Annotated in this window: 20 protein-coding genes; 14 read left to right on the top strand and 6 right to left on the bottom strand. The window is 60.2% G+C overall.

Annotated features, from left to right (window positions below; genetic code table 11):
* The first annotated feature begins 47 nt into the window (after positions 1-47).
* Complete coding sequence (locus FEZ60_RS31495) at positions 48-905, top strand: VOC family protein (RefSeq protein WP_033236770.1); 858 nt, start codon at positions 48-50, stop codon at positions 903-905.
* Positions 906-1,039: 134 nt separating this feature from the next.
* Here the strand turns inward: FEZ60_RS31495 and FEZ60_RS31490 are convergent, their stop codons facing one another.
* A complete protein-coding gene (locus FEZ60_RS31490; RefSeq protein WP_033236771.1) occupies positions 1,040-1,840 on the bottom strand; it encodes a GntR family transcriptional regulator in 801 nt (266 codons plus the stop codon).
* A 303-nt stretch (positions 1,841-2,143) separates the two neighbouring features.
* Here FEZ60_RS31490 and FEZ60_RS31485 point away from each other — a divergent pair, with 303 nt between their 5' ends.
* Genes FEZ60_RS31485 through FEZ60_RS31475 form a run of 3 tightly spaced genes read left to right on the top strand, consistent with a single transcriptional unit; the run spans position 2,144 to position 6,256 of the window.
* On the top strand, positions 2,144-3,133 hold the full coding sequence (locus tag FEZ60_RS31485; RefSeq protein ID WP_033236772.1) for a nitronate monooxygenase family protein: 990 nt from the start codon (positions 2,144-2,146) through the stop codon (positions 3,131-3,133).
* 7 nt (positions 3,134-3,140) lie between these two features.
* Positions 3,141-3,920, top strand: a complete 780-nt coding sequence (locus tag FEZ60_RS31480; RefSeq protein ID WP_051730737.1) for an enoyl-CoA hydratase-related protein — start codon at positions 3,141-3,143, stop codon at positions 3,918-3,920.
* Between the two features lie 47 nt (positions 3,921-3,967).
* On the top strand, positions 3,968-6,256 hold the full coding sequence (locus tag FEZ60_RS31475; RefSeq protein WP_172937874.1) for an acyl-CoA dehydrogenase family protein: 2,289 nt from the start codon (positions 3,968-3,970) through the stop codon (positions 6,254-6,256).
* Positions 6,257-6,390: 134 nt separating this feature from the next.
* Here FEZ60_RS31475 and FEZ60_RS31470 read toward each other — a convergent pair whose 3' ends face one another.
* Entirely contained in the window at positions 6,391-7,290 is a 900-nt protein-coding gene (locus tag FEZ60_RS31470) for an acyl-CoA thioesterase domain-containing protein (protein ID WP_092803950.1), read from the bottom strand.
* 120 nt (positions 7,291-7,410) lie between these two features.
* Positions 7,411-8,169 carry an SDR family NAD(P)-dependent oxidoreductase gene (locus FEZ60_RS31465; RefSeq protein WP_033236774.1) on the bottom strand — a complete coding sequence of 253 codons (759 nt, stop codon included), beginning with the start codon at positions 8,167-8,169 and terminating at the stop codon, positions 7,411-7,413.
* Between the two features lie 168 nt (positions 8,170-8,337).
* Between FEZ60_RS31465 and FEZ60_RS31460 the strand changes: the two genes are divergently transcribed.
* The 8 genes from FEZ60_RS31460 to FEZ60_RS31425 all read left to right on the top strand — a co-directional run bounded on the left by FEZ60_RS31460 (position 8,338) and on the right by FEZ60_RS31425 (position 17,640).
* On the top strand, positions 8,338-8,649 hold the full coding sequence (locus FEZ60_RS31460) for a hypothetical protein (protein WP_092805089.1): 312 nt from the start codon (positions 8,338-8,340) through the stop codon (positions 8,647-8,649).
* Positions 8,650-8,706: 57 nt separating this feature from the next.
* On the top strand, positions 8,707-10,212 hold the full coding sequence (locus FEZ60_RS31455) for an AMP-binding protein (protein WP_092803947.1): 1,506 nt from the start codon (positions 8,707-8,709) through the stop codon (positions 10,210-10,212).
* 192 nt (positions 10,213-10,404) lie between these two features.
* A complete protein-coding gene (locus tag FEZ60_RS31450) occupies positions 10,405-11,685 on the top strand; it encodes a MaoC family dehydratase N-terminal domain-containing protein (RefSeq protein WP_033236777.1) in 1,281 nt (426 codons plus the stop codon).
* Positions 11,686-11,778: 93 nt separating this feature from the next.
* Complete coding sequence (locus tag FEZ60_RS31445) at positions 11,779-12,561, top strand: enoyl-CoA hydratase/isomerase family protein (RefSeq protein ID WP_172937870.1); 783 nt, start codon at positions 11,779-11,781, stop codon at positions 12,559-12,561.
* Between the two features lie 48 nt (positions 12,562-12,609).
* Complete coding sequence (locus FEZ60_RS31440) at positions 12,610-13,800, top strand: acyl-CoA dehydrogenase family protein (RefSeq protein WP_033236778.1); 1,191 nt, start codon at positions 12,610-12,612, stop codon at positions 13,798-13,800.
* Between the two features lie 253 nt (positions 13,801-14,053).
* Positions 14,054-15,568, top strand: coding sequence for a class I adenylate-forming enzyme family protein (locus tag FEZ60_RS31435; RefSeq protein WP_172937869.1), 1,515 nt, complete (start codon positions 14,054-14,056; stop codon positions 15,566-15,568).
* Between the two features lie 89 nt (positions 15,569-15,657).
* The gene (locus FEZ60_RS31430; RefSeq protein ID WP_033236780.1) at positions 15,658-16,812 is read left to right on the top strand and encodes a thiolase family protein; all 1,155 of its coding nucleotides are present in this window, start codon (positions 15,658-15,660) and stop codon (positions 16,810-16,812) included.
* Positions 16,813-16,842: 30 nt separating this feature from the next.
* Complete coding sequence (locus FEZ60_RS31425) at positions 16,843-17,640, top strand: crotonase/enoyl-CoA hydratase family protein (protein WP_033236781.1); 798 nt, start codon at positions 16,843-16,845, stop codon at positions 17,638-17,640.
* A gap of 101 nt (positions 17,641-17,741) precedes the next feature.
* Here FEZ60_RS31425 and FEZ60_RS31420 read toward each other — a convergent pair whose 3' ends face one another.
* Complete coding sequence (locus tag FEZ60_RS31420; protein WP_033236782.1) at positions 17,742-18,797, bottom strand: acyl-CoA dehydrogenase family protein; 1,056 nt, start codon at positions 18,795-18,797, stop codon at positions 17,742-17,744.
* A 307-nt stretch (positions 18,798-19,104) separates the two neighbouring features.
* On the opposite strand from FEZ60_RS31420, the gene FEZ60_RS31415 reads away from it, so the two are divergent.
* Entirely contained in the window at positions 19,105-19,863 is a 759-nt protein-coding gene (locus FEZ60_RS31415) for an enoyl-CoA hydratase-related protein (protein WP_233364777.1), read from the top strand.
* Positions 19,864-19,965: 102 nt separating this feature from the next.
* On the opposite strand, the gene FEZ60_RS31410 is transcribed toward FEZ60_RS31415, so the two are convergent.
* Positions 19,966-20,796, bottom strand: coding sequence for a TauD/TfdA family dioxygenase (locus FEZ60_RS31410; protein ID WP_033236784.1), 831 nt, complete (start codon positions 20,794-20,796; stop codon positions 19,966-19,968).
* Positions 20,797-20,954: 158 nt separating this feature from the next.
* On the opposite strand from FEZ60_RS31410, the gene FEZ60_RS33025 reads away from it, so the two are divergent.
* Positions 20,955-21,608 (top strand): TetR family transcriptional regulator, encoded by a 654-nt coding sequence (locus FEZ60_RS33025; RefSeq protein WP_095887133.1) that lies wholly within the window; start codon positions 20,955-20,957, stop codon positions 21,606-21,608.
* A gap of 35 nt (positions 21,609-21,643) precedes the next feature.
* Here the strand turns inward: FEZ60_RS33025 and FEZ60_RS31400 are convergent, their stop codons facing one another.
* The gene (locus FEZ60_RS31400; RefSeq protein WP_095887132.1) at positions 21,644-23,350 is read right to left on the bottom strand and encodes an MFS transporter; all 1,707 of its coding nucleotides are present in this window, start codon (positions 23,348-23,350) and stop codon (positions 21,644-21,646) included.
* Between the last annotated feature and the right edge of the window lie 112 nt (positions 23,351-23,462).

Genomic DNA, 23,462 nt, shown 5'->3' with positions numbered 1-23,462 from the left:
TTGTTTTGTTCGTTTTTCTTTGCGTCATTTGACGATTGGAGTGGAAAATGGGGATTCGATCTCTCGGCTATGTCAGGCTGAATGCACCTGACATCGATGCGTGGAAGACATTCGGGGAGGACTTCCTCGGGCTGATGCGTATCGACGGAGACAATCCGGACTCGCTCTATTTCCGAATGGACCACTATCCACCGCGTCTGGTGGTATCTGCGGCGGAAGAGTCCTCGCTCGGGGCACTGGGTTTCGAGGTGCTGAACCAACGTGACCTGGCTGAAGTCGTGACTGCCGTAGAAGCAGAGGGAATCAAGGTCACCGCTGGTTCGACTGAAGAATGTGCTGAGCGACGGGTTACAGGATTCGCTCGGTTCGACGATCCGGCTGGAAATCCGGTCGAATTGTTTTACGGACCCGTGCTCGATCACGTTCTCATCAACACGCCATTGGTGAGTCGTTTCGTCACCGGTGACATGGGAATGGGACATGCCATCGTCTCCGCCGAGGATGTGCCGTCGGCGTTCGACTTCTATTCTCGCGTACTTGGATTCGTCGAGCGGAACACAGCGGGCCCGACGTACTTCATGGGTTGCAACCCGCGACATCATTCATTCGGTCTTGCTCCCACGCCTGGCCCGGGCAAACTGCTCCACTTGATGGTCGAAATGGCTTCGATCGATGATGTCGGTCGTGCCCTCGACCGCGCCGCTGACCTGAACATTCCGATGATGAACACACTCGGCAAGCACACGAACGACCAGATGCTGTCGTTCTACGTCTATTCGCCGGAGTTGTACGCGATCGAATGTGGTTGGGAAGGCATTCGGGTTGAGACCGAGGAACCGACCTACGCGATAACCGAAGGGGCGCTCTGGGGACACAAGTTCACCCCGCCGCCGCTCCCCGCCTGATTGCAGACATGATGCCCCGGTGCTCTTTTTGAGCGCCGGGGCATCAGTCATATAGCGCGTAAGTTCCTGCACGGAAATCTAACTGGCTTGCCGGTCCGGATGAACAACGTTCGGCAATAACTCGTCCAGGCGGATCAGTTGAGGATGTCGCGGACTTGTGTGTTTTCGTTGCCGGCCAGCAGCATTGCCTGTGCGGCCTTCATGTGTTTACTCCAGTGAGTCGATGCGCCGTCGCCGTCGCGTTCGCGGAGGAGTTTGATGAGTTTTCGCAGCGATCGGATGAACAACCTGTATCGCTGCTGAGCGGCTTCGGCGTTGGACATGGCGCTTTCGCGGGCGATATTGCCGGAATGGCGTTCGAAAATTTCTTGGAGCATTCCGCCTATCAGTGCAAGTGTGGCGTTTCCCGACAACTGGACCATTCGGAGGTGAAACCGTGCTGCGGCAGGGCCGAAATCACCTACTGCGAAGGCCGCGGGTACTTCCTCGTCGATCAGCCGTTCGAGTTCGTCGAAGTCTTCAGTTGACCCGGTTTCGGCGAGGATCCGAGCTGCTGCTGGTTCGATAGCTTCGCGGGCGGCAAAGACGTCGACGACGGTGGCACCCGATAGCTCCAGTAGGAGCGAGGCAGGCCGGGCGACCACTTCGGGGCCTGGTACACACACGCGTGCACCGGATCTCGATCCGCGACGGACTTCGACGAGTCGTTCGGATTCGAGGACTCGAACCGCTTCTCTGAGTGTCGGACGGCTCACCGCGAAGTGTTCCATCAGTTCAGCCTCGTGTGGGAGGTGGTCGCCGTCCTTCAGTTCGCCGTCAACGATCATGCTGCGAAGCTTGAGTGCAACCAGCTCCGCGGTCTTCGGGGTGCGGATGGCGCGCCCGGAAGGTGATCGTTGCTCGAAGACGGGCGCTATGGCGGCGTCATCGGTCATGGGTACGTACACCTTCTCTAGTCAACGGTAACTATGCATACTCAGTAAAGCATCCTATTTAGAACATTGGCGGGAGCTGGGCGCATTGTCACTACGGTGTGGGTGGGCACGTGTGGAAGTTCTCGAACCTCGTGGTTGCCGAATACGGACAGCATGAGTGTGTTCCGTTCTCGATTCCCTGGATTTCACGGACTGATAATGTCACATAACATAGTAAACTATGTTACCTTCGTTGAAATGGACGGTGTGGTAGCTCACCGTGATACTGACTGCCGGATTTCCGGCACACGCCAAGGAGCGGCAATGTTGACGACACGGTTTACCGAGGAATTTGGCGTTGAGCACCCCATTGTGCAGGGCGGCATGATGTGGGTTGGACGAGCAGAACTTGCAGCAGCGGTGTCCGAGGCCGGGGGTCTCGGTATCATCACGGCGCTGACGCAGCCGACTCCGGCGGCGCTTGCGCTCGAAATCGAGCGGTGTAAGGCGCTGACGGACAAGCCTTTCGGCGTAAATTTGACACTCACTTTGTCGGTTAATCCACCTCCGTACGCCGAGTTCCGGCAGGTGATCATCGATTCCGGTGTAAAGATCGTGGAGACAGCCGGTTCCGATCCGACGGTGCACGTCGAGCACCTGAAAGAAAACGGTATCAAGGTCATTCACAAGTGCACCAGTGTGAGGCACGCACTCAAAGCGGAGCGGATCGGCGTCGATGCCGTGAGCATCGATGGATTCGAGTGCGCAGGACATCCGGGAGAGGACGATGTCCCGGGCCTGGTACTGATTCCTGCGGCGGCGGATGCGCTGAAGATTCCGTTCATCGCTTCTGGCGGCTTCGCCGACGGCCGCGGACTTGCTGCGGCACTCGCCCTGGGCGCGGACGGAATCAATATGGGCACTCGGTTCATGTGCACCCAGGAGAGCCCCATTCACGAGAACATCAAGCAGCAAATCGTGGGAGCCTCAGAACTCGATACCCAATTGATCTTCCGCCAGCTCCGCAACACGATGCGCGCAGCGCGAAACTCGGTCAGTGAGGAGGTTGTCGAAATCCTTGACAAGGGTGGGCGATTCAAGGATGTCAAGGATCTTGTCGTGGGTACCCGCGGCCGCAAGGTCTACGAGTACGGGGATCCGGAGGCCGGCATCTGGACCGTTGGTGTCGTTCAGGGATTGATCCATGATGTTCCTTCGGCCGGTGACCTCGTGCGCCGAATCGCTGCGGATGCGGAGACTCTGCTGGGAAACCTCGCCCGCAATGTTGTTGTCAGCCCTGTGACTGCGGGCTGAGCTTCTCATGACAGAGACTGGTTCAGCAGTCGTGAAAACTGACGAGTCGCCGCTTCTGGTCGAGCGAGACGGACACGTCACGGTCTTGACACTCAATCGTCCGGAACGTCGCAATGCGATCAACCGAGCAATGCGAAAGGCGATCAAGAAAGAACTCTGGAAGGCCGACGCCGACGACGACGTCCGCGTCGTTGTCATCACCGGTGCCGGCACCTCGTTCTCCGCAGGAGTCGATCTCCCCGAGGCGCTTTCAGGCCCGTCTCCGCGAACAGAAGGTGCTACGCCGACACAGGTATTGAGAGGAATTTCGAAACCTGTCATCGCCGCTGTGAACGGACCGTGCTATACCGGCGGTTACGAACTCGTGGTGAGTTGCTCGTTCATCATTGCCTCGGACCTCGCGGAGTTCGCCGATACTCATGCGCAGATCGGCCTGCTCAACGGATGGGGCGGCAGCGCGATGCTCCCACGAATGGTGGGGTTGCCCGCAGCCGTACAGTTCATGCTCAGCGGGGAACCGATAGACGGTGCGACCGCAGCACGGATCGGGCTCGCGAATGAGGTTGTAGTGCATGACCAACTCATGGACCGCACCCTCGAGATTGCTCACAAGATCGCGGCCGGTCACCCTGGTGCGATCCAGCGAATGTTGCGTCTTCTCAAGGAAGGCGCAGGAGCATCCACGTCGCACGCCCTCGGTCTCGAAATCGAGGCGTCGGTGGGCTTCCGCACGAACGGTGCCGATGTCGGTGCTCGTTTCGGCAAGCGTCGCGCTGAAAAAGACTGATCCAGAGAAGTTTTCGAACCAAGCAAGGGGAGGTGGCCGCGGTGGAAATGGCTTCTACGGCAGTACTCGACGCGCATATCGGCGACTGGCGTGTTCGCCTGACCGCACTACTCGACGACTATCGGGCACGTACGCGTCCGGCTACGTCCCGGGCTCGATTCGAAGAGTCGGTGTCCTGGCAGAGTGAACTCGTCGACGCGGGTTTGGCGGCCCCCGGCTGGCCCGCCGAGGTCGGCGGAATGGAACTCCCACTCGAAGACCAGCTCGACTACTACCGGATGACATCGCAGGCCGGAGTTCCGAAGCATCCATGTGCTATGTCGATGATTGTGGCACCCACGATCATCGTCCACGGGACCCAAGAGCAAAAGGACCGTTTCCTCGATCCACTCTTACGTGCGGATGAACTCTGGTGCCAAGGCTTTTCCGAACCAGGCGCCGGAAGTGACCTCGCATCACTGTCCACCCGCGCAGTCCGTGACGGAGATGTCTATCGGGTGACAGGTCAGAAGATCTGGACAACGAAGGCCGACAAGGCCGATTGGATCTTTGCGCTTGTCCGGACCGGACCGGCCGGTCGAGGAACATCGGGCATCACCTACCTGTTGATCCCGATGAACTCACCGGGAATCGAGGTGCGACCCTTGCGCGATGCTGCCGGAGGCCACCATTTTGCCGAGGTCTTCCTCGACGACGTCGAGGTACCGGTTGCGAACCGCCTCGGGGTCGAAGGCGAGGGATGGTCCATCATGCGGACATCTCTCGGCCATGAACGCGCTACCGCCTTTCTCGCGGACGAGTTCCGTTACCGAGGGACCGTCGACAAAGTTGTCCGTCTGGCGATTGATCAGGGCTATGGAAGCGACCCACTGATTCGTCAGGAGCTTGCACAGCTCGAGACGTCGGTGCGGAGCATCGCGGCGAATAGCGCGAGGGCGCTTGATGCGGTACTGCGCGGTGAAGATCCAGGCGGTGTCGCGTCGATCAACAGGCTGGTCAAATCCGAATTCGAACAGCGTTTGCATTCGTTGGCGCTGCGGCTGACCGGGAACGCGGTCGTTCTCGGCGCGCGTTCGACCGGAGTGGTTGAAAATGGACGGTGGACTTTCGGATATCTGATGTCACGAGCAGCCACGATCGGCGCCGGAACCGCGGAGATCCAACGCAACACGATTGCGGAGGGCGTGCTCGGACTGCCGTCGCATCGAGGCGAAGGTCGGCGGATTCCCACGGTGACACCCGGCCGGCCGCTCATCACCCCGGAAGAGGACGAAGCAGCATTGCGTGAGGTCGTCGGTTCGATGGTGTCCTCCGGTGTAGAGACCGAGCGGCTTCTTGCCCGGGAAGTGGCACCCGCCGACTACGACATCGGGCTCTGGGACAATCTGGTCAGCTTCGGGCTACCCGGTTTGGCCGCACCGAGCTCTCTCGGTGGAGGGGACGCTTCACTGCGTCTGTTGTGCGTTGCCGTCGAGGAAGCCGCATACCATCTCGCGCCCGTGCCGCTGGTCCCCACGGCAATCGCTCTGGAGTTGCTCCTTGCGGTCGGGGCGCAGGACGCGGCCGAAGCTGTCATCGGTGGAGCGACTGCGGCCTTCGTCGCCGCGGTGGACGATCGTGGATGGGTTCGCGACGAGGGATTACCGGTGGTCGAGGGCGGCCGGCTGACCGGCACCGTGGAACGTGTCGTGGGTGCGCCGGTAGCCGATGTGCTGGTGGTGCTCGCGACTGATGCGGCTACCGGCGATCCGGTGCTCGCGACCATTACATCGGAGGAGTTCACAGCTACGACACAGAACCCGGTGGATCTGACTTCGACGGTAGGCATAGTTACGTTCGATCGGGCGGCGGCGACGACCGTGGCCTCTGGAACCGATGTAGTTCGTGCACTCGAGTCCGCAGGTCGTGTAGCCCGTTTGCTGGTTGCCGCGGACTCGGTCGGTGTTGCGAATCGGGCGCTCGCACTCGCAGTCGAGTGGGCAGGCCGGCGTGAACAGTTCGGTCATGCCATCGGTTCGTTCCAGGCGATCGCTCACAAATGCGCGGATCTGCTGGTCCTCGCGGAAGGCGCTCGAGCCCAGGTGCTCGAGGCTGCGGATCGTGATGCTGCTGATCCGGATGCTGCAACAGCTGCCGATCTTGCTGCGGCAGAGGCGTTGTCGGCGGCGGTGAAGGCAACCGAGGAATGTATCCAGATTCATGGTGGTATCGGTTTCACCTGGGAGCATCCATCGCATCTGCTCCTTCGGCGAGCAATGGCGAATGAGGCTTCGATCTGTCGGCCCGAGGTGCTGAGGGATCTCGCCGCCGGCGAGTTGATCGCCCGTCTGGGGTAATCAGCGTGATCAGTGTGATCCGGACATGACGAAGGCCGTGAACCCTGGGTGACCAGGCTTCACGGCCTTTTATTGCGTATGTGGTTGACCGGTATAAAGATTGGGAAACGTTCGATGGCGCAGGGGATCGGCGTTCAGAGCGGAAAGCGGAGCAGGCCCTCCTGCGTTGTACTTGCCACCAGCGTGCCTTTCCGGTCGAAAAGGCGGCCTGTGCTGATTCCGCGTCCGCCACCCATCCAGTATCCGTGCTGTTCGTATAGATGCCATTCGTCAGATCTGAACGGTGCGTGCAACCACACCGCGTGGTTCATGCTCGCCAGCTGGAGTCCGGGTGTGTCGATATGTCGGGCATGGGGAGGGAGGGTCGCCGAAAGCAGGAACAGGTCTGAGCAATATGCGAACCCCGCGGCATGGATCAGACGTTCGTCCCCCAGGGGTTCCAGCGTGCGAATCCACGCGCGTTGCCGCGGCGGTCCGTTCTCTCCTCGTCGGCAGGCGAGTCGTGGGTACTCTTCGGGAAAGCGGAACTCGATTCCGACGCCGGCCATCAATGGCGGGAGCCAATTCGCCTCGGCGGCTTCCGAAATGGTGAGGCTGTCCTGAAAGTGAGGTAGATCCTCCGGTAGCGGTGGTACAGGAGACGGCTCTATATCTTGATGTCGCAGTCCCTCTTCATCTCGTTGGAAAGATGCCGTAGCCAGGAGTAGCGTCCGTCCACCTTGAACGGCGCGTACGTGGCGGGTGGTGAAGCTCGCGCCATCGCGCACGCGCTCGACGTGGTAGTCCACTGGGAGATCGGACCTTCCCGGGTGGACGAAATTTGCGTGCAGTGAATGGGGGTGGTGCTCGTGCTCGATGGTACGGCCTGCCGCGAGGAGCGACTGTCCCAAGGTCTGTCCCCCATAGACGCGGCGGACACCAGTGTGTGATTCACCGCGAAAGCTGTTCGAATCGAGTTGCGCGAGTTCAAGGATCGAGCTGACCGGTGGACGGGAAAGGCTGGCTAGGGCGGGCGTCGCCAATGGATGAGGCATAGCTGAAAAGTATAACTAGGTAATCTTGAATCAGTATTGCGGGCGCGCCCGCGGCCGATTCGGCACGTCGACACGAATCAGCCACGGCAGGAGGGGGATTGGCGAATCAGGTCGCTGGAACTAGCGGGGTGCGAATCGCTGTCCGGCGTCCAGGCGCAGGGCCTGTCCATTGAGCATTGGATTGTCGACGACCGCGAGTGCGAGCTTGGCGTATTCCTCCGGTCGGCCCATTCGCTTCGGGAACGCCGCGTCCTCGACGAGAGGTGCGACCTGCTCGTCGGTGAACTTCGCGGTGGCGCCGGTGGCGAACAAGCTGGGTGCAATTGCGACGACGCGGATGCCCTGCGGTCCGAGGTCTCGTGCCATGACCAGTGCCATCGCGGCGATGCCGGCCTTTGCGGCGCTGTAGGCGACCTGGCCGATCTGACCCTCGAAGGCGGCGATGGAGGAGGTGTTGACGATGACTCCACGCTCCTCGTCCTCGGGGTCGTTGCTGGACATGTGGAAGGCCTGCAGCCGATTGAGGTTGAAGGTGGAAATCAAGTTGAGATCGATGATCTTTCGAAAGCTGTCGAGGTCGTGGGGGCCGTTGCGGCCGAGGGTCTTCTTCACGGATCCGCCACCGGCGGTGTTGACGGCGATGTGAAGTCCGCCCAGTTCGGTCACGGCGTTGCCGAGAGCTTGTTCGGCTCCCTCGAAATCAGTGATGTCGATCGGATGGAAGATGCCGCCGATGTCGGTGGCGATTTCTTTGCCGTCACTGGTCTCCCGATCGAGAATTGCGACCTTGGCTCCCGCCGCGGCGAGGGCTTCGGCCGTCGCCCGGCCCATGCCCGATGCGCCGCCTACCACTACGGCCTTCTTTCCGGTGATATTCATACGTCGTCCTTAATCGTGTAGGTGTTCGCCTGTGAAGGCTTGAGTTAACTTATAGTACTATCTAAACTATGTGACGCGCGCTACCTTTAGGGGGCATAGGTGCGTTGTCCGAAGAATTCTCAGTGGCCGTGCGCGGCCGAACTGCTTGTCCCCATGAACGGAGCAATCGTGATTCTCAAGGTCGGTCAATCGTTGGCCAGCAATGTCGACACCACCACACTGATCGTGGTTCGCTCTCCTCAGGGAGGTGACGTGACACTGACCTGCGGTGGGTCTGCGATGGAAGAGGGCAAGAAGCCCTCGGGAGACGGTTCCACGATCGATCCGGCGAACACCGGTGGCGCCGTGCTCGGCAAGCGGTACGTCGACGAGTCTTCGGGTTTGGAGGTGCTGTGCACCAAGTCCGGTCAGGGGCAGCTCGCATTGGACGGGGTCGCGCTTGTGCTCAAGACCGCAAAGCCGCTTCCGTCCTCCGACTAGCAGTCTGCTTTTCGGCCAAGTAGTGCGTACCCAGAACGAAGACGAGTGGAGTGACGGATGAATATTTCGATGCTGCTGGACATGGCGGTCGATGGTTTCGGCGACCGCGTTGTCATCGGATCGAAAGACGCGGGCATCTCCGCGACGAGGTTGAACGAACTGGCAGTGGCCGGCGCAGACATGATCCGGAAATCGGGTGCTGATGCAGTGGTGTATCTGGCAGTCAACGGTCCGGCTTTTCCGGTCGCGATGTTTGCCGCTGCGCGCGCAGGCGTGCCGCTGGTTCCGGTCAACTACCGTTTGGGTCGCGAGCAGCTCGATTCACTTCTGTCGAATCATCCCCGAGCGCTGGGTATCGCTGACCCGAACCAGGCTGCCGTTCTGGCGAGTGCCGGACTGAGTGTGCATACGCCGGAAGAGTGGATGCGCTTGCTCTCGGGTTCGGACGTGACGACGGCCGATGAGGAGGAGGCTCTCGATGACGACGGCCCGGCGGTCGTCATCTATACCTCCGGCACGACCTCCGCGCCGAAAGGCGTGCTTCTTCGCCACGAGAATCTGTCGTCGTACGTGTTCGGATCGGTCGAATTTGCAAGCGCGGAGGATGCGGACGCGGCCTTGGTCAGTGTTCCGCCCTATCATATTGCGGCAGTAGCGAATGTGATCACGAATCTCTACGCCGGTCGTCGAACGATGGTCCTCGAGCAGTTCACGCCGGAGCAGTGGCTCGATACGGTTCGCAGTGAAGGCGTCACAAACGCTCTCGTGGTTCCCACGATGTTGGCCCGAATTGTGGATTCCGATGCGACAAAGGATATTCCGTCCTTGCGGGGCCTTGCATACGGCGGAGCGCCGATGCCCACTCGGGTTATCGAGCGAGCGCTGCAATTGTGGCCCGAGATCGGTTTTGTCAATGCTTATGGATTGACCGAGACCAGCTCGACCATCGCAGTTCTCGGCCCTGATGATCATCGAACAGCGATTGTCGGCGATGACGAAAAGGCCAGGGCACGACTTGGTTCGGTGGGTCGTCCGGTCCCCGGGGTCGAGATCGAGATTCGCGGAGACGATGAAACGGTCTTGGGGGCAGGAGAAGTGGGCCGAATCTGTGTGGCCGGTGACCAGGTGTCGGCAGAGTATGCAGGAGTTGGTCGGATGGTTGACGGCCGCGGCTTCTTCGATACGCGGGACAAAGGATATCTCGACGACGAGGGCTATCTTTTTGTCGGAGGTCGTGTGGACGACACCATTATTCGAGGCGCGGAGAACATCGCTCCCGCCGAGATCGAAGATGTGATTCTGCGGCACCCGGCCGTGCTGGATGTTGCCGTCGTCGGGATGCCGGACGAAGAGTGGGGGCAGCGAATCGAGGCGGCGGTTGTGCTTCGTCCGGGCGAGGGCGCCGATGTGGACGAATTGCGCGCCTTTGTGCGCGAGAAGTTGCGCAGTAGCAAGACACCTGAGCGAATCGTGTACTGGGACGAACTCCCGCGCACGGAGACGGGCAAGCTTGTCCGACGACATGTGGTCGAACGGCTCGGTACGCAGGTAGCACCTATCTGATCTGGTTACGTTCAGCTGCAGTCGATTTCGACTTCGCATCTTGGTTCGTGCCAACATCCGATCCTTGGAATCTCTTACATATATTACTAAGTTGACCTACTATTGGGTGGGGTCGAGTTGGATCATGCCGCTCGCCCAGTTGGCGTATCGGCATAGACATCATTTGCGCCCTATCGATCACGGAGGAATTCCATGAGCACATCGGAGATCACGGAAGCTGAACCCGAGGTTTACAGCTTCCTCGAGGACGACATTCAGCGGGCCCGGGACCTGGTCGGCATTTACCACGCCGTCACCCAGCGCGAGCAGTTCAGCCGGGTCACGCCGGACGTGGTGCGCAACTTCGCCCGCAGTTACGGAGACGACAATCCGTTGTTCGTCGATGAAGAATATGGACGTGACACACGCTGGGGTGGCCAGATTGCACCGCCGATGATCAACATCGGACTGCGCAAGGAACTGCTCGCAGATCGTGTCCCGCGCGAACAGCGTCGCCCGGCCTTCCGTGGTATCCACGTGTTTGTCTCCGGCAGCACAACCGACTGGTACCGACCTGTGTACGACGGTGACACCGTCTACTCGTTCCACGGCTTCGAGAAGGTTGAGCTCAAAGAGTCCGAATTCGCGGGCCGATCGCTACTCGTCACGCGTATTCACGTGCAGTTCAACCAGCGCGCAGAGGTCGTGCAGGCGCAGCGCGTGCTCACGATCCACACGGAGCGGCACGAGTCGAAGAAGCGAAAGAAGTATGACGCAATCGAGCCTGCGACATACACGCCCGAGGACATTGCGAAGATCGACGAGATCTACGCGGCCGAGAAGCCTCGAGGTGCAGAGCCTCGATACTGGGACGACGTACAGGTCGGCGAGAGCCTCGACCAGATGGCAAAGGGCCCGCTGACAGCTACCGACATGATGGTCTTCCATTCCGGTGGTTACGGTTTCGCGCCTTATACGCCGTCGGCCTCGCGCCTGACATACAAGAATCGGCAGCGCATCGCCCCGTTCTACATTCCCAACGAACAGGGCGTTCCTGATGTGGCGCAACGCATCCATTGGGATAGTGAGTACGCCCGCTCCATCGGCCTTCCGGCTGCATACGACTATGGAATGATGCGTGACTGCTGGCTGACGCACGTCCTGACCGACTGGATCGGTGACGGAGGCTGGATCGAGACGATGTCCAGTCAGATGCGTAAGTTCAACTACCTCGGTGATACCCACATCTTCACTGGAGAGGTTGTGGGGAAGAGAATAGAAGGCGACCGACACCTGATCGACATCGAACTCCGGGGAACAAGTCAGCGCGGCGAGGTGACCTGTCCGGCTACAGCGACGGTGTCGCTGCCGAGTCGGGAGTCCGACCTTGCCGTTCTCCCGACCGCGCCGGCGGAGTGGGAGCGGATTGCCGCGCAGATGCTCAAGCGCAACGGTGAGTTGCGTGCGCAGGCACGTTCTGGCTCGAAGGCTTGAGCAACCGCGCCGATCCGCTCACGTGCCGGCGAGTCGGGTAGCTCGGTGGCTGAGAAATTTCGTTACGGTGTGTCCCTAACTTCAGGAGGACCTGTGGACTTGAGCAGTTTGACGACGGTGATCGCAGAGCAGAACGATCATGTTCTGACGATTACGTTGAACCGCCCCGATCGGATGAATTCGTTCACCAATGTCATGCGGAGCGAGTTCCGTTCGCTGTGGCACTACGCGGCGGAGACGGACGACGTCCATGTTGTGGTCCTGCGGGCAAACGGGGATCGCGCATTCAGCACCGGGATGGACGTCAAGGAAGGGACGTACGTCGCCGAGAACGTATTCACCCGCCGAGACCCGGGCGCTGACCTGTCACCGAAGCAGAACGGGTGCTGGAAGCCTTTGGTCTGTGCAGTGCATGGCATGGTCGCGGGCGGTGCGCTGTACTGGATCAATGAGGCGGACATCATCATTGCAAGTGATGATGCGCAATTCTTCGACCCGCACGTTTCTTACGGCCTGGTCGCGGCGCTCGAGCCGATCGGGTTGGCGCACCGCATCCCGATCGGGGAGGTGCTGCGCATGGTTCTGCTCGGTCTCGACGAGCGGATGTCCGCGGAGCGTGCCCGCGAGATCGGACTGGTCAGTGAGATCGTGTCGCGCAGTGATCTGTGGGACCGCGCGCAGGATCTTGCCGGCCGGATCGCGGCCAAGCCGGCGGCCGCGATCCAGGGAAGTATTCGTGCGATCTGGGAGTCGAAGGACTCGACTCGTTCGCACGCACTCGCCACGGCGATGTCGTACACATCGTTGGGCAATCCGATCGGCAAGGCTCAGGTCAGCCGATCAGAGGTGCCTACGCGAAAGTACGAGGTTCGATGACCGCCGCGTTGGCGCACTGCGCCGGCACAATGCGCAAAGGGAGCTGAGATGGACTACGGCATGACTGCCGAACTCGAGGATTTCCGCGCCGAGGTGCGGGCATTCGTGAAGGCCAACGCGCCTGCGATCGCGCCCAAGGCGGGGGTGCGCACGGCAGAGGATGCGGAAGAGCTTGCGTTACTGAAGGACTGGACACGAAAGCTCTTCGATGCTGGATACGTGGGTGAGTCGTGGCCGGAACGTTTCGGGGGGCAAGGTAATCCGGAATCGATGGAACGCGAGGTGATTGTGGGGGAAGAGTTGGCTCGCGGCCGCACCCCCGCCGCGGTTCAGGGGGCCTCCAAACTTGTCTCGAACGCACTGCTCGACTATGGAACCGAGGAACAGCGAAAGGCGTTCCTGCCCGGCATTCGTTCCGGTGAGCTGATCTTCTGTCAACTTTTCAGCGAGCCGAGTTCCGGTAGCGACCTGGCTTCACTGCGTACGAAGGCGATACGTACCGACGACGGCGGGTTCCGGATCAGCGGACAGAAGGTCTGGACGACCAACGGTCAGTGGGCTGATTACGGCTATCTGCTGGCGCGTACGGATCCGGAAGCGTCGAAGCATCGGGGGATCAGTGCTTTCATCATTGATATGCGATTGCCGGGCGTGGAGGTGCGCCCCCTCCGCGAGATGACTGGCACTTCGGACTTCAATGAGGTGTTTCTCGACAATGTCGAGGTAGGTCCCGATGCTCTGATCGGTGATCTGAACCAGGGTTGGGTGATTGCCAATTCCAGTCTTGGACATGAACGCAGCGCAGTCGCAGCCAGCGCAGCCCGGCTGCAGCAGAATGTTTCCGCTCTCGTCGATCTCGCCAAGAAGGTGACGAGGAACGGACGTCCCGCTATCGAAGACGGCGCCGTACTGGACAAGCTCGGTCAGTTGACTGCGTCGGTCGAAGCGCTCTCGGCGATGGTGTACGCCAACGTAAGTCGGTGGTCACGGAAGACAGAACGGGTCTTCGACGGCCCGATGGCAAAACTGTTCTTCAGCGAATTGGGAGTCGAGATCGCGCGATTCGCGCTCGAGCTCAGTGGTGAGGCCGGCGTTCTTGTCGAGCGCGACCCGAATGCAATCGATTGTGGGCGTTGGCAAGACGAATTCCTGTATGCCCGCGCTTATACGATCGCGGGCGGAAGTTCCGAGATCATGCGCAACATTATCGCGGAACGTGGATTGTCAATGCCGCGCTGACGCAGGGATTTACATAGCCGGCGCCGCCGATTTCAGGATGTGCATCGCTCCGGCAAGGGGAGACTCGTGATATTCGAGTCTCCCCTTTTTTGTTCGGAGCCATCACCGAAGAAATAAAAGAATTGACCTAGTTAACTATGTGATCTATCTTATAGTTACACGCGTTCTATCGGCGCGATCGGATGCCGGGTGGCGCCTTATGGGCGGGCCGGGGGAGCAATGGCTTCCTCGTCGGCAGAACTGGAGGCAGTCAATGGCGGGAATCAGAGACGGGTTGGGTGCTCTGTGGTTGGCACCCGATGGCGCGAACATGATCCAGCAGGATGGTCGATGGGTCACATGGGGTGAGGTTCGCGTCCTCGCTGAACGTATCGACGAGCAACTCAGCCGGGTGGGATGCGACGAGGGTTCTCGTGTCGGCGTTGTTCTGGGAAACAGGATGGAGTCCGTCGCGGCCCTCGTGGCCATCCTCGGCAAAGGGCGAACAATCGTCACGCTGAACCCGATGCAGCCGGCTGCACGTCTGTCATCGGACCTGGTGAGTTCCAAACCGCAGGTCGTTCTCGGCCCCTCGAGTGTCTGGAAGGAGACTGAATTCTTTTCGGCTGCTGAGGATTCGGGAATTGTGGGCTTCGCTGTAGATGGCGTCGAGCTCCGACAATGCAGTGGCGGATCCTCGGCAACGATCGAAGCCCTGCACACCGAGGAGCATCCGGTGGCGGTGGAAATGTTCACCTCTGGAACAACAGGACCTCCGAAACGGGTCCCGCTGACATGGCGCCAGCTCGATTCCGCGATGTCAGCGGTGCACGGCCATACCGGTGCGGCCGGCCCTGAACGCGACCCGCTCACCGGACGGGTGTCATTGGTGTTCTTGGCGATGGTTCACATCGGCGGCCTGTGGGCAGTTCTGCAGGCGCTCACCGAAGCTCGACCCTTTGTCCTACTCTCGCGATTCACCGTAGACGGGTGGGTTACCGCGGTATCCGAGCATCAACTGCGGGTCGCCAGCTTGCCCCCGGCGGCAATGCGATCGGTACTCAGTGCCGATATCCCGGCAGAGAAGCTGTCGAGCTTGCGTGCGGTGACGGCAGGCACGACCTACGTCGGCCCGGATCTGGCCGAGGAGTTCACGCACCGGTACGGCGTGCCCGTATTGATCATGTACGGTGCCACCGAGTTTTCCGGTGCCATCGCCGGATGGACCAAGCCGCTGCATACCGAATGGTGGGCGCGCAAGCGTGGCAGCGTCGGGCGGCCGTTTCCGGGCGTGCATCTGCAGACTGTCGACGACAACGGAGAGGTCCTGCCGGTCAACGAGACCGGAAAGCTCGAAGTGCGGGCGGGTCAGACCGGTAAAGGTGCGAACGGTTGGCTGCGTACCAGCGATCTCGCGCACATCGACGAGGACGGATTCCTGTATATCGACGGTCGAGCTGACGACGCAATTGTCCGGGGCGGCTTCAAAGTTCACCCGGAGGTCGTTTCGAACGCCTTGCGTGCGCATCCGTCGATCCTCGACGCGAGTGTGTACGGGAAAGCTGACGATCGGCTAGGACAGGTGCCGGTCGCTGTTGTCGAGCTTGTGGACGGTGCGATTCCTTTGGTCGAGGACGAAGTGAAGACATTCCTCCGTGGCCAGTTGACCGGTTACGAGGTGCCCGTCGATATCCACACCGTCGCGGAACTTCCGCGGGGAGTATCACTCAAGATCGATCGTCGCCGACTGCTGGAGTTGGTGGCAGATCTCGAAGCTGCCCGAGTTTGACGCAGGCGATCGTTAAACGCCTTTTCGAATCGCTCGTGGTACCACTCAAACGAATTCGGGCTGCTGCCCGGTAATGCAAGGAGTACAACATGACTGCAGTCATCGTAGAAGCAGTGCGCACCCCGGTCGGCCGACGCAACGGCGGATTGTCGAGCGTTCATCCGGCCGATCTGTCGGCCGTAGTTCTCAATGCGTTGGTCGAGCGCGCCGGTATCGACCCTTCAATTGTCGAGGATGTCATCTGGGGTTGCGTCCAGCAGGTCGGAGACCAGGCCAACGACGTTGCTCGCAATGCGGTGCTGGCCGCCGGCTGGCCTGAATCCGTTCCGGGGGTGACGGTCGACCGTCAGTGCGGTTCGTCGCAGCAGGCGCTCAACTTTGCCGTCGCCAGTGTTGCAGCGGGACACTACGACGTTGTCGTTGCCGGTGGTGTCGAGTCGATGTCCCGAGTGCCGATGGGGTCCGCGGGAACCTTCGAGGGGAGCCCGTACAGCCCGGCTTACATGGAGCGCTACAACGGAGTCAAGCCGAACCAGGGCGTTGGTGCAGAGGCGATCGCGGAGAAGTGGGGTCTGACGCGAAATGACCTGGACACGTTCGCAGTTCAGTCACATGAACGTGCAGCAGCTGCTCAGGATGCAGGGCTGTTCGACCACCAGATCGTTTCGGTGACGACGCCGGACGGCACCGTGGTCTCGCGAGATGAGGGAATCCGTCGCGGCTCTTCTGTCGAATCACTCGGAAAGCTCAAGACGGTCTTCAAGGAAGACGGTGTCATCCATGCGGGTAACGCGTCACAGATCTCGGACGGCGCGTCGGCGCTGCTGATCATGAGCGAAGAGGCCGCTGCGCGGTACGGGGTGACTCCGATAGCGAAGATTCACTCGGTCGCTGTTGTCGGAGACGACCCGATCATCATGCTCACAGCTCCGATCCCGGCCACGAAGAAGGTGCTCGAGAAAGCTGGTCTGACTGTCGACGATATCGGTGTCTTCGAAGTCAACGAAGCTTTCGCGAGCGTGCCACTTGCGTGGCTGGCAGAGGTCGGAGCGGACCCCGCGCGGGTCAACCCCAACGGAGGTGCAATTGCTCTCGGGCATCCCCTCGGTGGATCGGGCGGACGAATTCTGACGGACATGCTGCATCACATGCTTCGCAACAACATCCAATACGGCTTGCAGACGATGTGCGAGGGCGGCGGACAAGCCAACGCCACCATCCTCGAGCTCGTGAACGCGCGCTGAAACCCGATCCAGCACAAGGAGGAGACAACAATGAGCGAAACGAACGAACCCGCGGTTCTCGTAGAGCGAGTGGGCAATGTCATGGTGATTACGATCAACCGTCCGTCAGCACGTAACGCGGTGAACTCCGCAGTAAGTGCGGGCGTCGGCGGAGCATTGGACGAAGCTGCCGCGGACCCCGATGTGCGTGCGATTGTTCTGACAGGAGCAGGGGAGAAGTCCTTCTGTGCGGGTGCTGACCTCAAGGCTATTTCGAGAGGTGAATCGGTGTACGCGCCGAATAATCGGGAATGGGGATTTGCCGGTTTCGTCAACAAGTACACCGACAAGCCCACGATTGCCGCGGTTAACGGAACGGCACTGGGCGGTGGCACGGAGTTGGCGATGTCCGCGGATCTCATCGTTGCGGCCGAAAATGCAACCTTCGGTTTGCCCGAGGTCAAGCGTGGGCTTATTGCGGGCGCTGGTGGTGTCTTCAGGTTGCCTGAACAGATGCCGCAGCGACTGGCAATGGAAATGATCTTTACCGGCGATCCGATCAGTGCCGCCCGCGCACTCGAGGTCGGTCTGATCAACCAGGTTGTGCCCGAGGGGCAGGTTGTCAGTGCGGCTGTCGAACTGGCACAGCGGATTGCGGTCAACGCGCCGTTGTCGGTGCAAGCCAGTAAGCGCGTCGCTTACGGTGTCGTGGACTCGATCCGCGTCGAGGAGGCTGACCGGTGGGTTTTGTCGGCCGCCGAGTGGGATCAGCTCGCAACTAGTGAGGACTCCAAGGAGGGGCCTCGCGCGTTTGCGGAAAAGCGCGAGCCGGTCTGGAAAGCACGCTGAACCGAGTTCTCTGATTATTCCGAAACGACCCGGGTTGCACTTACTCAAATGCAATCCGGGTCGTTTTGTGTTGGCTTGCTGCCTCGTAGTCTTGGTTCGGCTCAGACGTTGACGAGGCGGCGACGGTGGTAGCTCACCGAACCGTCGAGTAGCTCGTCGACTTTGATTCGGCGGATGAGTAGATGCAGGTCGTGCTCCCAGGTGAATCCGATTCCGCCGTGTACTTGCAGCGCCGTCTGAGCGGCGGAGCTGGTTCCCTCACCGGTGAACGCTGCGGCCGCCGCGACGGCCCGAGCGCGGACACCGGGGTCGTCCCCGTCGAGAGCCACAGCCGCGGCCCACAATGCCGCGCGCGATGCCTCGATTGACAGGGCCATATTTGCGCAATGGTGTTTAACGGACTGGAAGCTTCCGATCGGTTGCCCGAACTGCGTGCGTTGCCCTGCGTATTCGACCGTGAGGGCGAGGAGTGCTTCTGCGGCGCCGAGCGCGTCGACGGCTCGGAAGGTTGCCAACTGATCACGAACGAAACCCACTGTGCCGCTGGATAGCAGCGTCCACTCGCCGGCTTCGAAGGTGAGATCAATCTCGGCTACCGCCCATGACCGCGTTACATCCAGAGTTTCGAGGACACGCGTGCTGACGGCTGCGATGTCCACTACTGCGGCGACCTCGGCGCCGTCGATAGTGGATGTGACGAGAAGGAGTCGGTGGGCGTCTATCAGGCCCGTTATCGGAGCCGTAGTTCCCTGTACTCGAAGTGATGTCCCTTCGACTGTGGCATGCAGCGCGGAGTTTTCGGGTGAGCTGAGCGCCGGCACGACCAAGGACGCCCCGTCAGTGGTCTCGTCGAGGGCCTGGTGGCCGATTTGTTCGAGTAAGCGGGCCGCCGCAGCCAACTCGGCCACGGGTACGGGGCTTCCTGCGCGGCCGTGCTCCTCTGCCAGCACCAGCAGATCGACGTGCGTGCCACCCATCTCTGTTGTGAGAAGACCGATCAGACCCGACTCGGCAAGACGGCGAAGGCGTGCCGGCGAAACTCGCGCCGGAGCATCGTCTATCAACGGGCGGCGTTCCATGAGGGGTGAGTTCTTCACCAACCAGGCCCGTTCGGCCTCCGCTAGGGCTACCTGCTCGTCACTCAGCGCGAAGTCCATGGCTCTCCTCTATAAGTCGTATTTCTTGACATAGTTAACCATGTCATCTACCTTTTCGGTAGTGACGCCAAGGAGTGCGTCTGCATCGAGAGTCCACTTCCTTCCTTCGTTGTCTGGTCTGGCGTCGAGTGGTCGTCGCTGCATCCGTGTGGCTCGCTCAGGATAGTGTGCACCACTTATTCGGCGGTCGCGCTGAGCGGCCTGAAACCTCCTCGGAAAATCAAACGTCACACTTTGGCGTAGTTGTCTCTGCGTCTTCACGTTATCCAGATAACTTAGTTATGTAAGAAGAGATGGGAGTGCGACGGTGGAATTCCTGCGTGTCGAACGTCGCGACGGTGTCGTAACGGTTGTGATGTCGCGTCCGGAGAAGAAGAACGCGGCGAATTTGGAGATGTGGCGCGAACTGGCCGAGACGTTCACCAGTGTCGAGCATTCACATACCGACCGCGTGTTGGTGCTGACGGGAGACGGCGGCGACTTTTGTTCCGGCGCCGATCTGGCAAGTGTGAACGGTGATCCTCTCGACTTCATGTCCGATGCGAGTGATGCGGCACGCGCGTTGCACGCGTTGACAATTCCGACGATCGCCAAGGTGGACGGTGTCGCCGTCGGCGCGGGGTGGAACCTCGCGCTGGGCTGTGATCTGGTGGTTGCCAGCGATCGAGCTCGGTTCTCGCAGATCTTCGTTCGTCGTGCGCTCTCCGTCGACATGGGCGGTTCCTGGTTACTCCCAAGGTTGGTCGGAATTCAGAAGGCGAAGGAAATCGCTTTTTTCGGTGACATGTATTCCGCGGCGGAGGCAGCAGAAATGGGTTTGGTCACGCGGCTGGTGCCGGTAGCCGACCTCGACGCAACTGTGGACGAGATGGCCGAGCGGCTCGCTGCGGGACCCGCGCGTGCGCTCTCCCTGACAAAACAGCTTCTCGATGCGTCTGCAGACGGGGGGAGTCTGGAGTCTGCATTGAGGTTGGAAGCACAGGCTCAGGGCAACAACATCACGGGTGGCGATGCGGCTGAAGCGAAGGCGGCGTTCCTCGGGAAGCGGGCGCCGGTATTCCGCTGAGACTGTTCGAGGGTTATCCGATGCCGCCCCAACATCTTTCATGAAACAGGTCAACTAGCGTGACCGTGCGTCGCGCAGATCGTCACGACAGCGAGGCGTGTTCTAGTACGGGCGGTCGCCGGAGATAGTGACTCGATGCATTTCGCGAACGCCTTCGCCGGTGTCGTGGCACGCGTAGTGCTGAGTGGTGCGGTTGTCCCAGAACGCGACTGATCCCTCTCTCCAACTGAACCGGCACTGGTACTCAGGCTTTGTCGCCTGCCGGTACAGGAATTGGAGGAGAGAGTCGCTCTCGCGAAGGTCCATGCCGACGATTCGGGTCGTGAAAATTTCGTTGACGTAGAGCAAAGGTGCTCCGGTGTCCGGATTGGTTCGCACAACCGGATGCTCGACGGGCGGAAAGCGTTTGGCCATAGCTGCGCGATCTTCTGGCGCCAGTCCTGGTCCGAAGGCTCGGTCGAAGTCGTGGATTGCGCGTAGTGGCCGCAGTGCTCCCTGCATCTGGGGGCTCAGACCCGCGAATGCTGCTTCCATGTCTGCCCATAGGGTGTCACCGCCGACGGGGGGAATTTCGACGGCGCGCAAGATCGAGCCGAATGACGGATGCTCACGCCAACTGACATCGGAGTGCCAATAGTCCTCGCCGTACGGGAAATTCGCGCGTGCAGTAGCGACATCCGGTGCCCTCCGGAGCGTCATCAACTCGGATCGATCGGCAGTGGCCACGGGATGTGCTTCGAGCGTGCCGAACAGGCGACCGAAGTCGAGGTGCTTGTCAGGGGTCATGCGTGTCTGATCGCGAAAAAAGAGAACCTTGAATTCGACCAGCGCTTTCCTTAGTTCGGCGACTATTTCTGGACGGAGGGTTCCGTCGAGTTCGACGCCGTGAACTTCTGCGCCGATGCGGCTGCTGAGAGGGCGAACATGGATCATGAGACCTCGTTTCCGGGTTGAGTGGAGACGGCGCATGCATTCGATTTGTCGAATACGAACGTAGGATTGCGTTGCAATCAAACAACTGTTTTAAACTAAATCACATGCCTTACTGCAGGGTCAATGGTTGAGAGGAGGGGCGTGAGAGAATCAGAACCATGCGCGAGGCGTCACAGTTGTCGGTCCGTGAACGAAACCCCGTCGAGTTATTGCAGGTAGCGGAGCAGCTCTTTGCTGTCCACGGGATCGACGGTGTATCCCTACGGCAAATCGGCAGTGCGGCGGGCCATCGCAATCCCGCAGTTGTGCAATACCACTTCGGGTCGAAAACGGCTCTGCTGCAGGCGATCCTCGAGTATCGACTGCCCCCGATCAACGCCGCACGACTCGAGTTTCTCGACCGGATGCGCAGCGAGGGACGTCAGGATGAATTACGTGCCCTCGTCGAGTCCATGGTGCGACCTCTGGTTGACCTCGATCCGCACACCAACCACTACGTGGCATTTCTTGCTCGACTGATGTCCGACCCGGAGAAACGCGCCGGTGCATATGCCACCACGATCGACCATGTGGTGAGCGCGCAAATTGCGGCTGAGGGGATCAAGGCAGCGCTCACTGAACTGTCCGAACCGCTGCGTCGGCATCGGCACTCGATGGCTGTCGAGCTGATGATGCACACGATTGCGAATCGTCAATCTCGGATGGTTGCGGGCGAAGACCAGGAACTGACCCGCGAAGAGTTCGAGACCGACCTCGTCGATGCGATGGTCGGATTGCTCACGGCGCCGCCCACATTTGTCGAGGGCCGCTAGGAAGCTGACTGCTCGAGTCACGATTGAGGAGTGCGTTACGAACTGCTCGTATTGGGTGGCGATGCGGCCGACGTCACGCGATCGCTTCCACTTCCCGAGTATTCCGCGAGGGCCATTTCACGTTCGGCACCAAGCTTCTCCGAGTGTCGTGGAACATTGACGGTATCCAAGTCGTTTGATGCTGTGTCCAACACGATGTCGGAGAGTTGCTGGATACCTGTTTTGGTTCCGAGGACGGCATTGGGCATGAAAATGGTACAGATCAGGGCGATGACGGCGAACGGAACGGAATAGAGGAATACCTCTCCGACGCCTTGGCCGTATGCAGACTCGACAGTGTTGCGCACCTGATCGGACAAGGCCGGGAGGTTCGGGAGATTACCGTCCGTTAGTCCGCTTGCCGATCGCGCGATGCCTGCTTGCTGTAGGCCCTGCTCGATCTCGGTATCGACTCGAGTGGAGAGGACAGCACCGAACACTGTCACGGCCAGGACACCGCCCAGGCTACGGAAGAACGTGGTGGCGGAGCTGGCAGCGCCGATCTCGAGTACGCTTGCGGAATTTTGTACGACGAGAGTCAGGTTCTGCATCAGCATGCCGAGGCCGAGACCGACCAGCGGTGTGGCCAGGAAAATCACGGTAAAAGGAGTGTCGACTCGCAGGGTCGAGAGCAGGAAAACGCCGACCGTGAGGAGGGAAGCGCCTGTGATCAACCATCGCTTCCACTTCCCTGTCCTGCTGATGAGAGCGCCGACGACGGTGGAGGCGATGAGGTTGCAAGCAACTTGCGGCAAGGTGATCAGACCCGCTCCTGTGGCTGTGGCACCACGACTGAGCTGCATGTACTGGCTGAGGAAGATCGAGACGCTGTAAATGACGATGCCGACGGACACGCTGGCCACGACCGCCAACGTGAAGGTCCGTTGCCGGAACATGTGCAGGGGGAGGACGGGGTTCTTCACTTTGCTCTCGACGATCAGGGTTACGACGATCAGCACTACTGCACCGACACCCAGACACCACGACAGCAAGGATTCCCACGCGAATTGCTTGCCGCCCAGCGAGAGCCAGATGAGAAGCGTCGAGATCGCGGCAATGAGCAGAATCGACCCGGCATAGTCGATATTGGTAGCGCCCCTACGTGTCGGCACAATGAGCTTCAACTGGATGACGATCATCGCGATCACTGCAACGGGAATAACGAGGTAGAAGTTCCAGCGCCAGCCGACTGTGTCGGTGACAAAGCCACCGAGGAGAGGGCCGCCGGCTGTGCCGGTTACGACGACAGCACCGAGGACGCCCATGTACTTTCCACGCTCGCGAGGGCTGATGATGTCAGCGATCGCGACTTGGGAGAGTGCCATCAGTCCGCCGGTTCCGACTCCCTGTATCAACCGCGCTCCGATCATCAGCGTGGGCTCGTGTGCAAATCCGGCGGCGAGTGAACCGGCGATGAAGATAGCGAGTGCGATTTGCAACAGACGTCTGCGATTGAAGAGGTCGGCCAGTTTGCCCCAGATCGGGGTGCTCACCGTGGTCGTGAGCAGGGCTCCGGTGACAATCCAGGTGAGCGTCGATTGATCACCGTGAAGATCGGACACGATACGCGGGAGAGAAGTGTTGACCACCGAGGTCGACAAGATGCCAACCAGCATTCCAATGAGGATGCCGGCGAATGCTTCGTTCACTTGGCGTCGGGACATCGTCGGCGATGAGCCGTTCTCGGCCGTCGTTTCGGTCATGGGATTCCTCGAGAGCTGTGCGATCCGAAAAGTATGTGACGAAAGTCAAACATATATAGTTGATTTAAGCAACTAAAATCGACGGAAGATGTGCAGTGTGTGTCGTGGCAAG

Origin of the sequence: Rhodococcus sp. MS16, assembly GCF_013277795.1 — a bacterium.
Classification (GTDB): domain Bacteria; phylum Actinomycetota; class Actinomycetes; order Mycobacteriales; family Mycobacteriaceae; genus Rhodococcus_F; species Rhodococcus_F globerula.
The sequence above is the reverse complement of the archived record's forward strand: the minus strand, read 5'-3'. Positions and strand labels throughout refer to the sequence as shown.

Coding starts and splice junctions, on each gene's coding strand:
- FEZ60_RS31480 (WP_051730737.1), top strand. CDS start 3,141: ATGACAGAGACTGGTTCAGCAGTCGTGAAAACTGACGAGTCGCCGCTT.
- FEZ60_RS31430 (WP_033236780.1), top strand. CDS start 15,658: ATGACTGCAGTCATCGTAGAAGCAGTGCGCACCCCGGTCGGCCGACGC.
- FEZ60_RS31440 (WP_033236778.1), top strand. CDS start 12,610: ATGGACTACGGCATGACTGCCGAACTCGAGGATTTCCGCGCCGAGGTG.
- FEZ60_RS31495 (WP_033236770.1), top strand. CDS start 48: ATGGGGATTCGATCTCTCGGCTATGTCAGGCTGAATGCACCTGACATC.
- FEZ60_RS31420 (WP_033236782.1), bottom strand. CDS start 18,797: ATGGACTTCGCGCTGAGTGACGAGCAGGTAGCCCTAGCGGAGGCCGAA.
- FEZ60_RS31410 (WP_033236784.1), bottom strand. CDS start 20,796: ATGATCCATGTTCGCCCTCTCAGCAGCCGCATCGGCGCAGAAGTTCAC.
- FEZ60_RS31475 (WP_172937874.1), top strand. CDS start 3,968: ATGGCTTCTACGGCAGTACTCGACGCGCATATCGGCGACTGGCGTGTT.
- FEZ60_RS33025 (WP_095887133.1), top strand. CDS start 20,955: ATGCGCGAGGCGTCACAGTTGTCGGTCCGTGAACGAAACCCCGTCGAG.
- FEZ60_RS31485 (WP_033236772.1), top strand. CDS start 2,144: ATGTTGACGACACGGTTTACCGAGGAATTTGGCGTTGAGCACCCCATT.
- FEZ60_RS31425 (WP_033236781.1), top strand. CDS start 16,843: ATGAGCGAAACGAACGAACCCGCGGTTCTCGTAGAGCGAGTGGGCAAT.
- FEZ60_RS31400 (WP_095887132.1), bottom strand. CDS start 23,350: ATGACCGAAACGACGGCCGAGAACGGCTCATCGCCGACGATGTCCCGA.
- FEZ60_RS31435 (WP_172937869.1), top strand. CDS start 14,054: ATGGCGGGAATCAGAGACGGGTTGGGTGCTCTGTGGTTGGCACCCGAT.
- FEZ60_RS31450 (WP_033236777.1), top strand. CDS start 10,405: ATGAGCACATCGGAGATCACGGAAGCTGAACCCGAGGTTTACAGCTTC.
- FEZ60_RS31465 (WP_033236774.1), bottom strand. CDS start 8,169: ATGAATATCACCGGAAAGAAGGCCGTAGTGGTAGGCGGCGCATCGGGC.
- FEZ60_RS31470 (WP_092803950.1), bottom strand. CDS start 7,290: ATGCCTCATCCATTGGCGACGCCCGCCCTAGCCAGCCTTTCCCGTCCA.
- FEZ60_RS31455 (WP_092803947.1), top strand. CDS start 8,707: ATGAATATTTCGATGCTGCTGGACATGGCGGTCGATGGTTTCGGCGAC.
- FEZ60_RS31490 (WP_033236771.1), bottom strand. CDS start 1,840: ATGACCGATGACGCCGCCATAGCGCCCGTCTTCGAGCAACGATCACCT.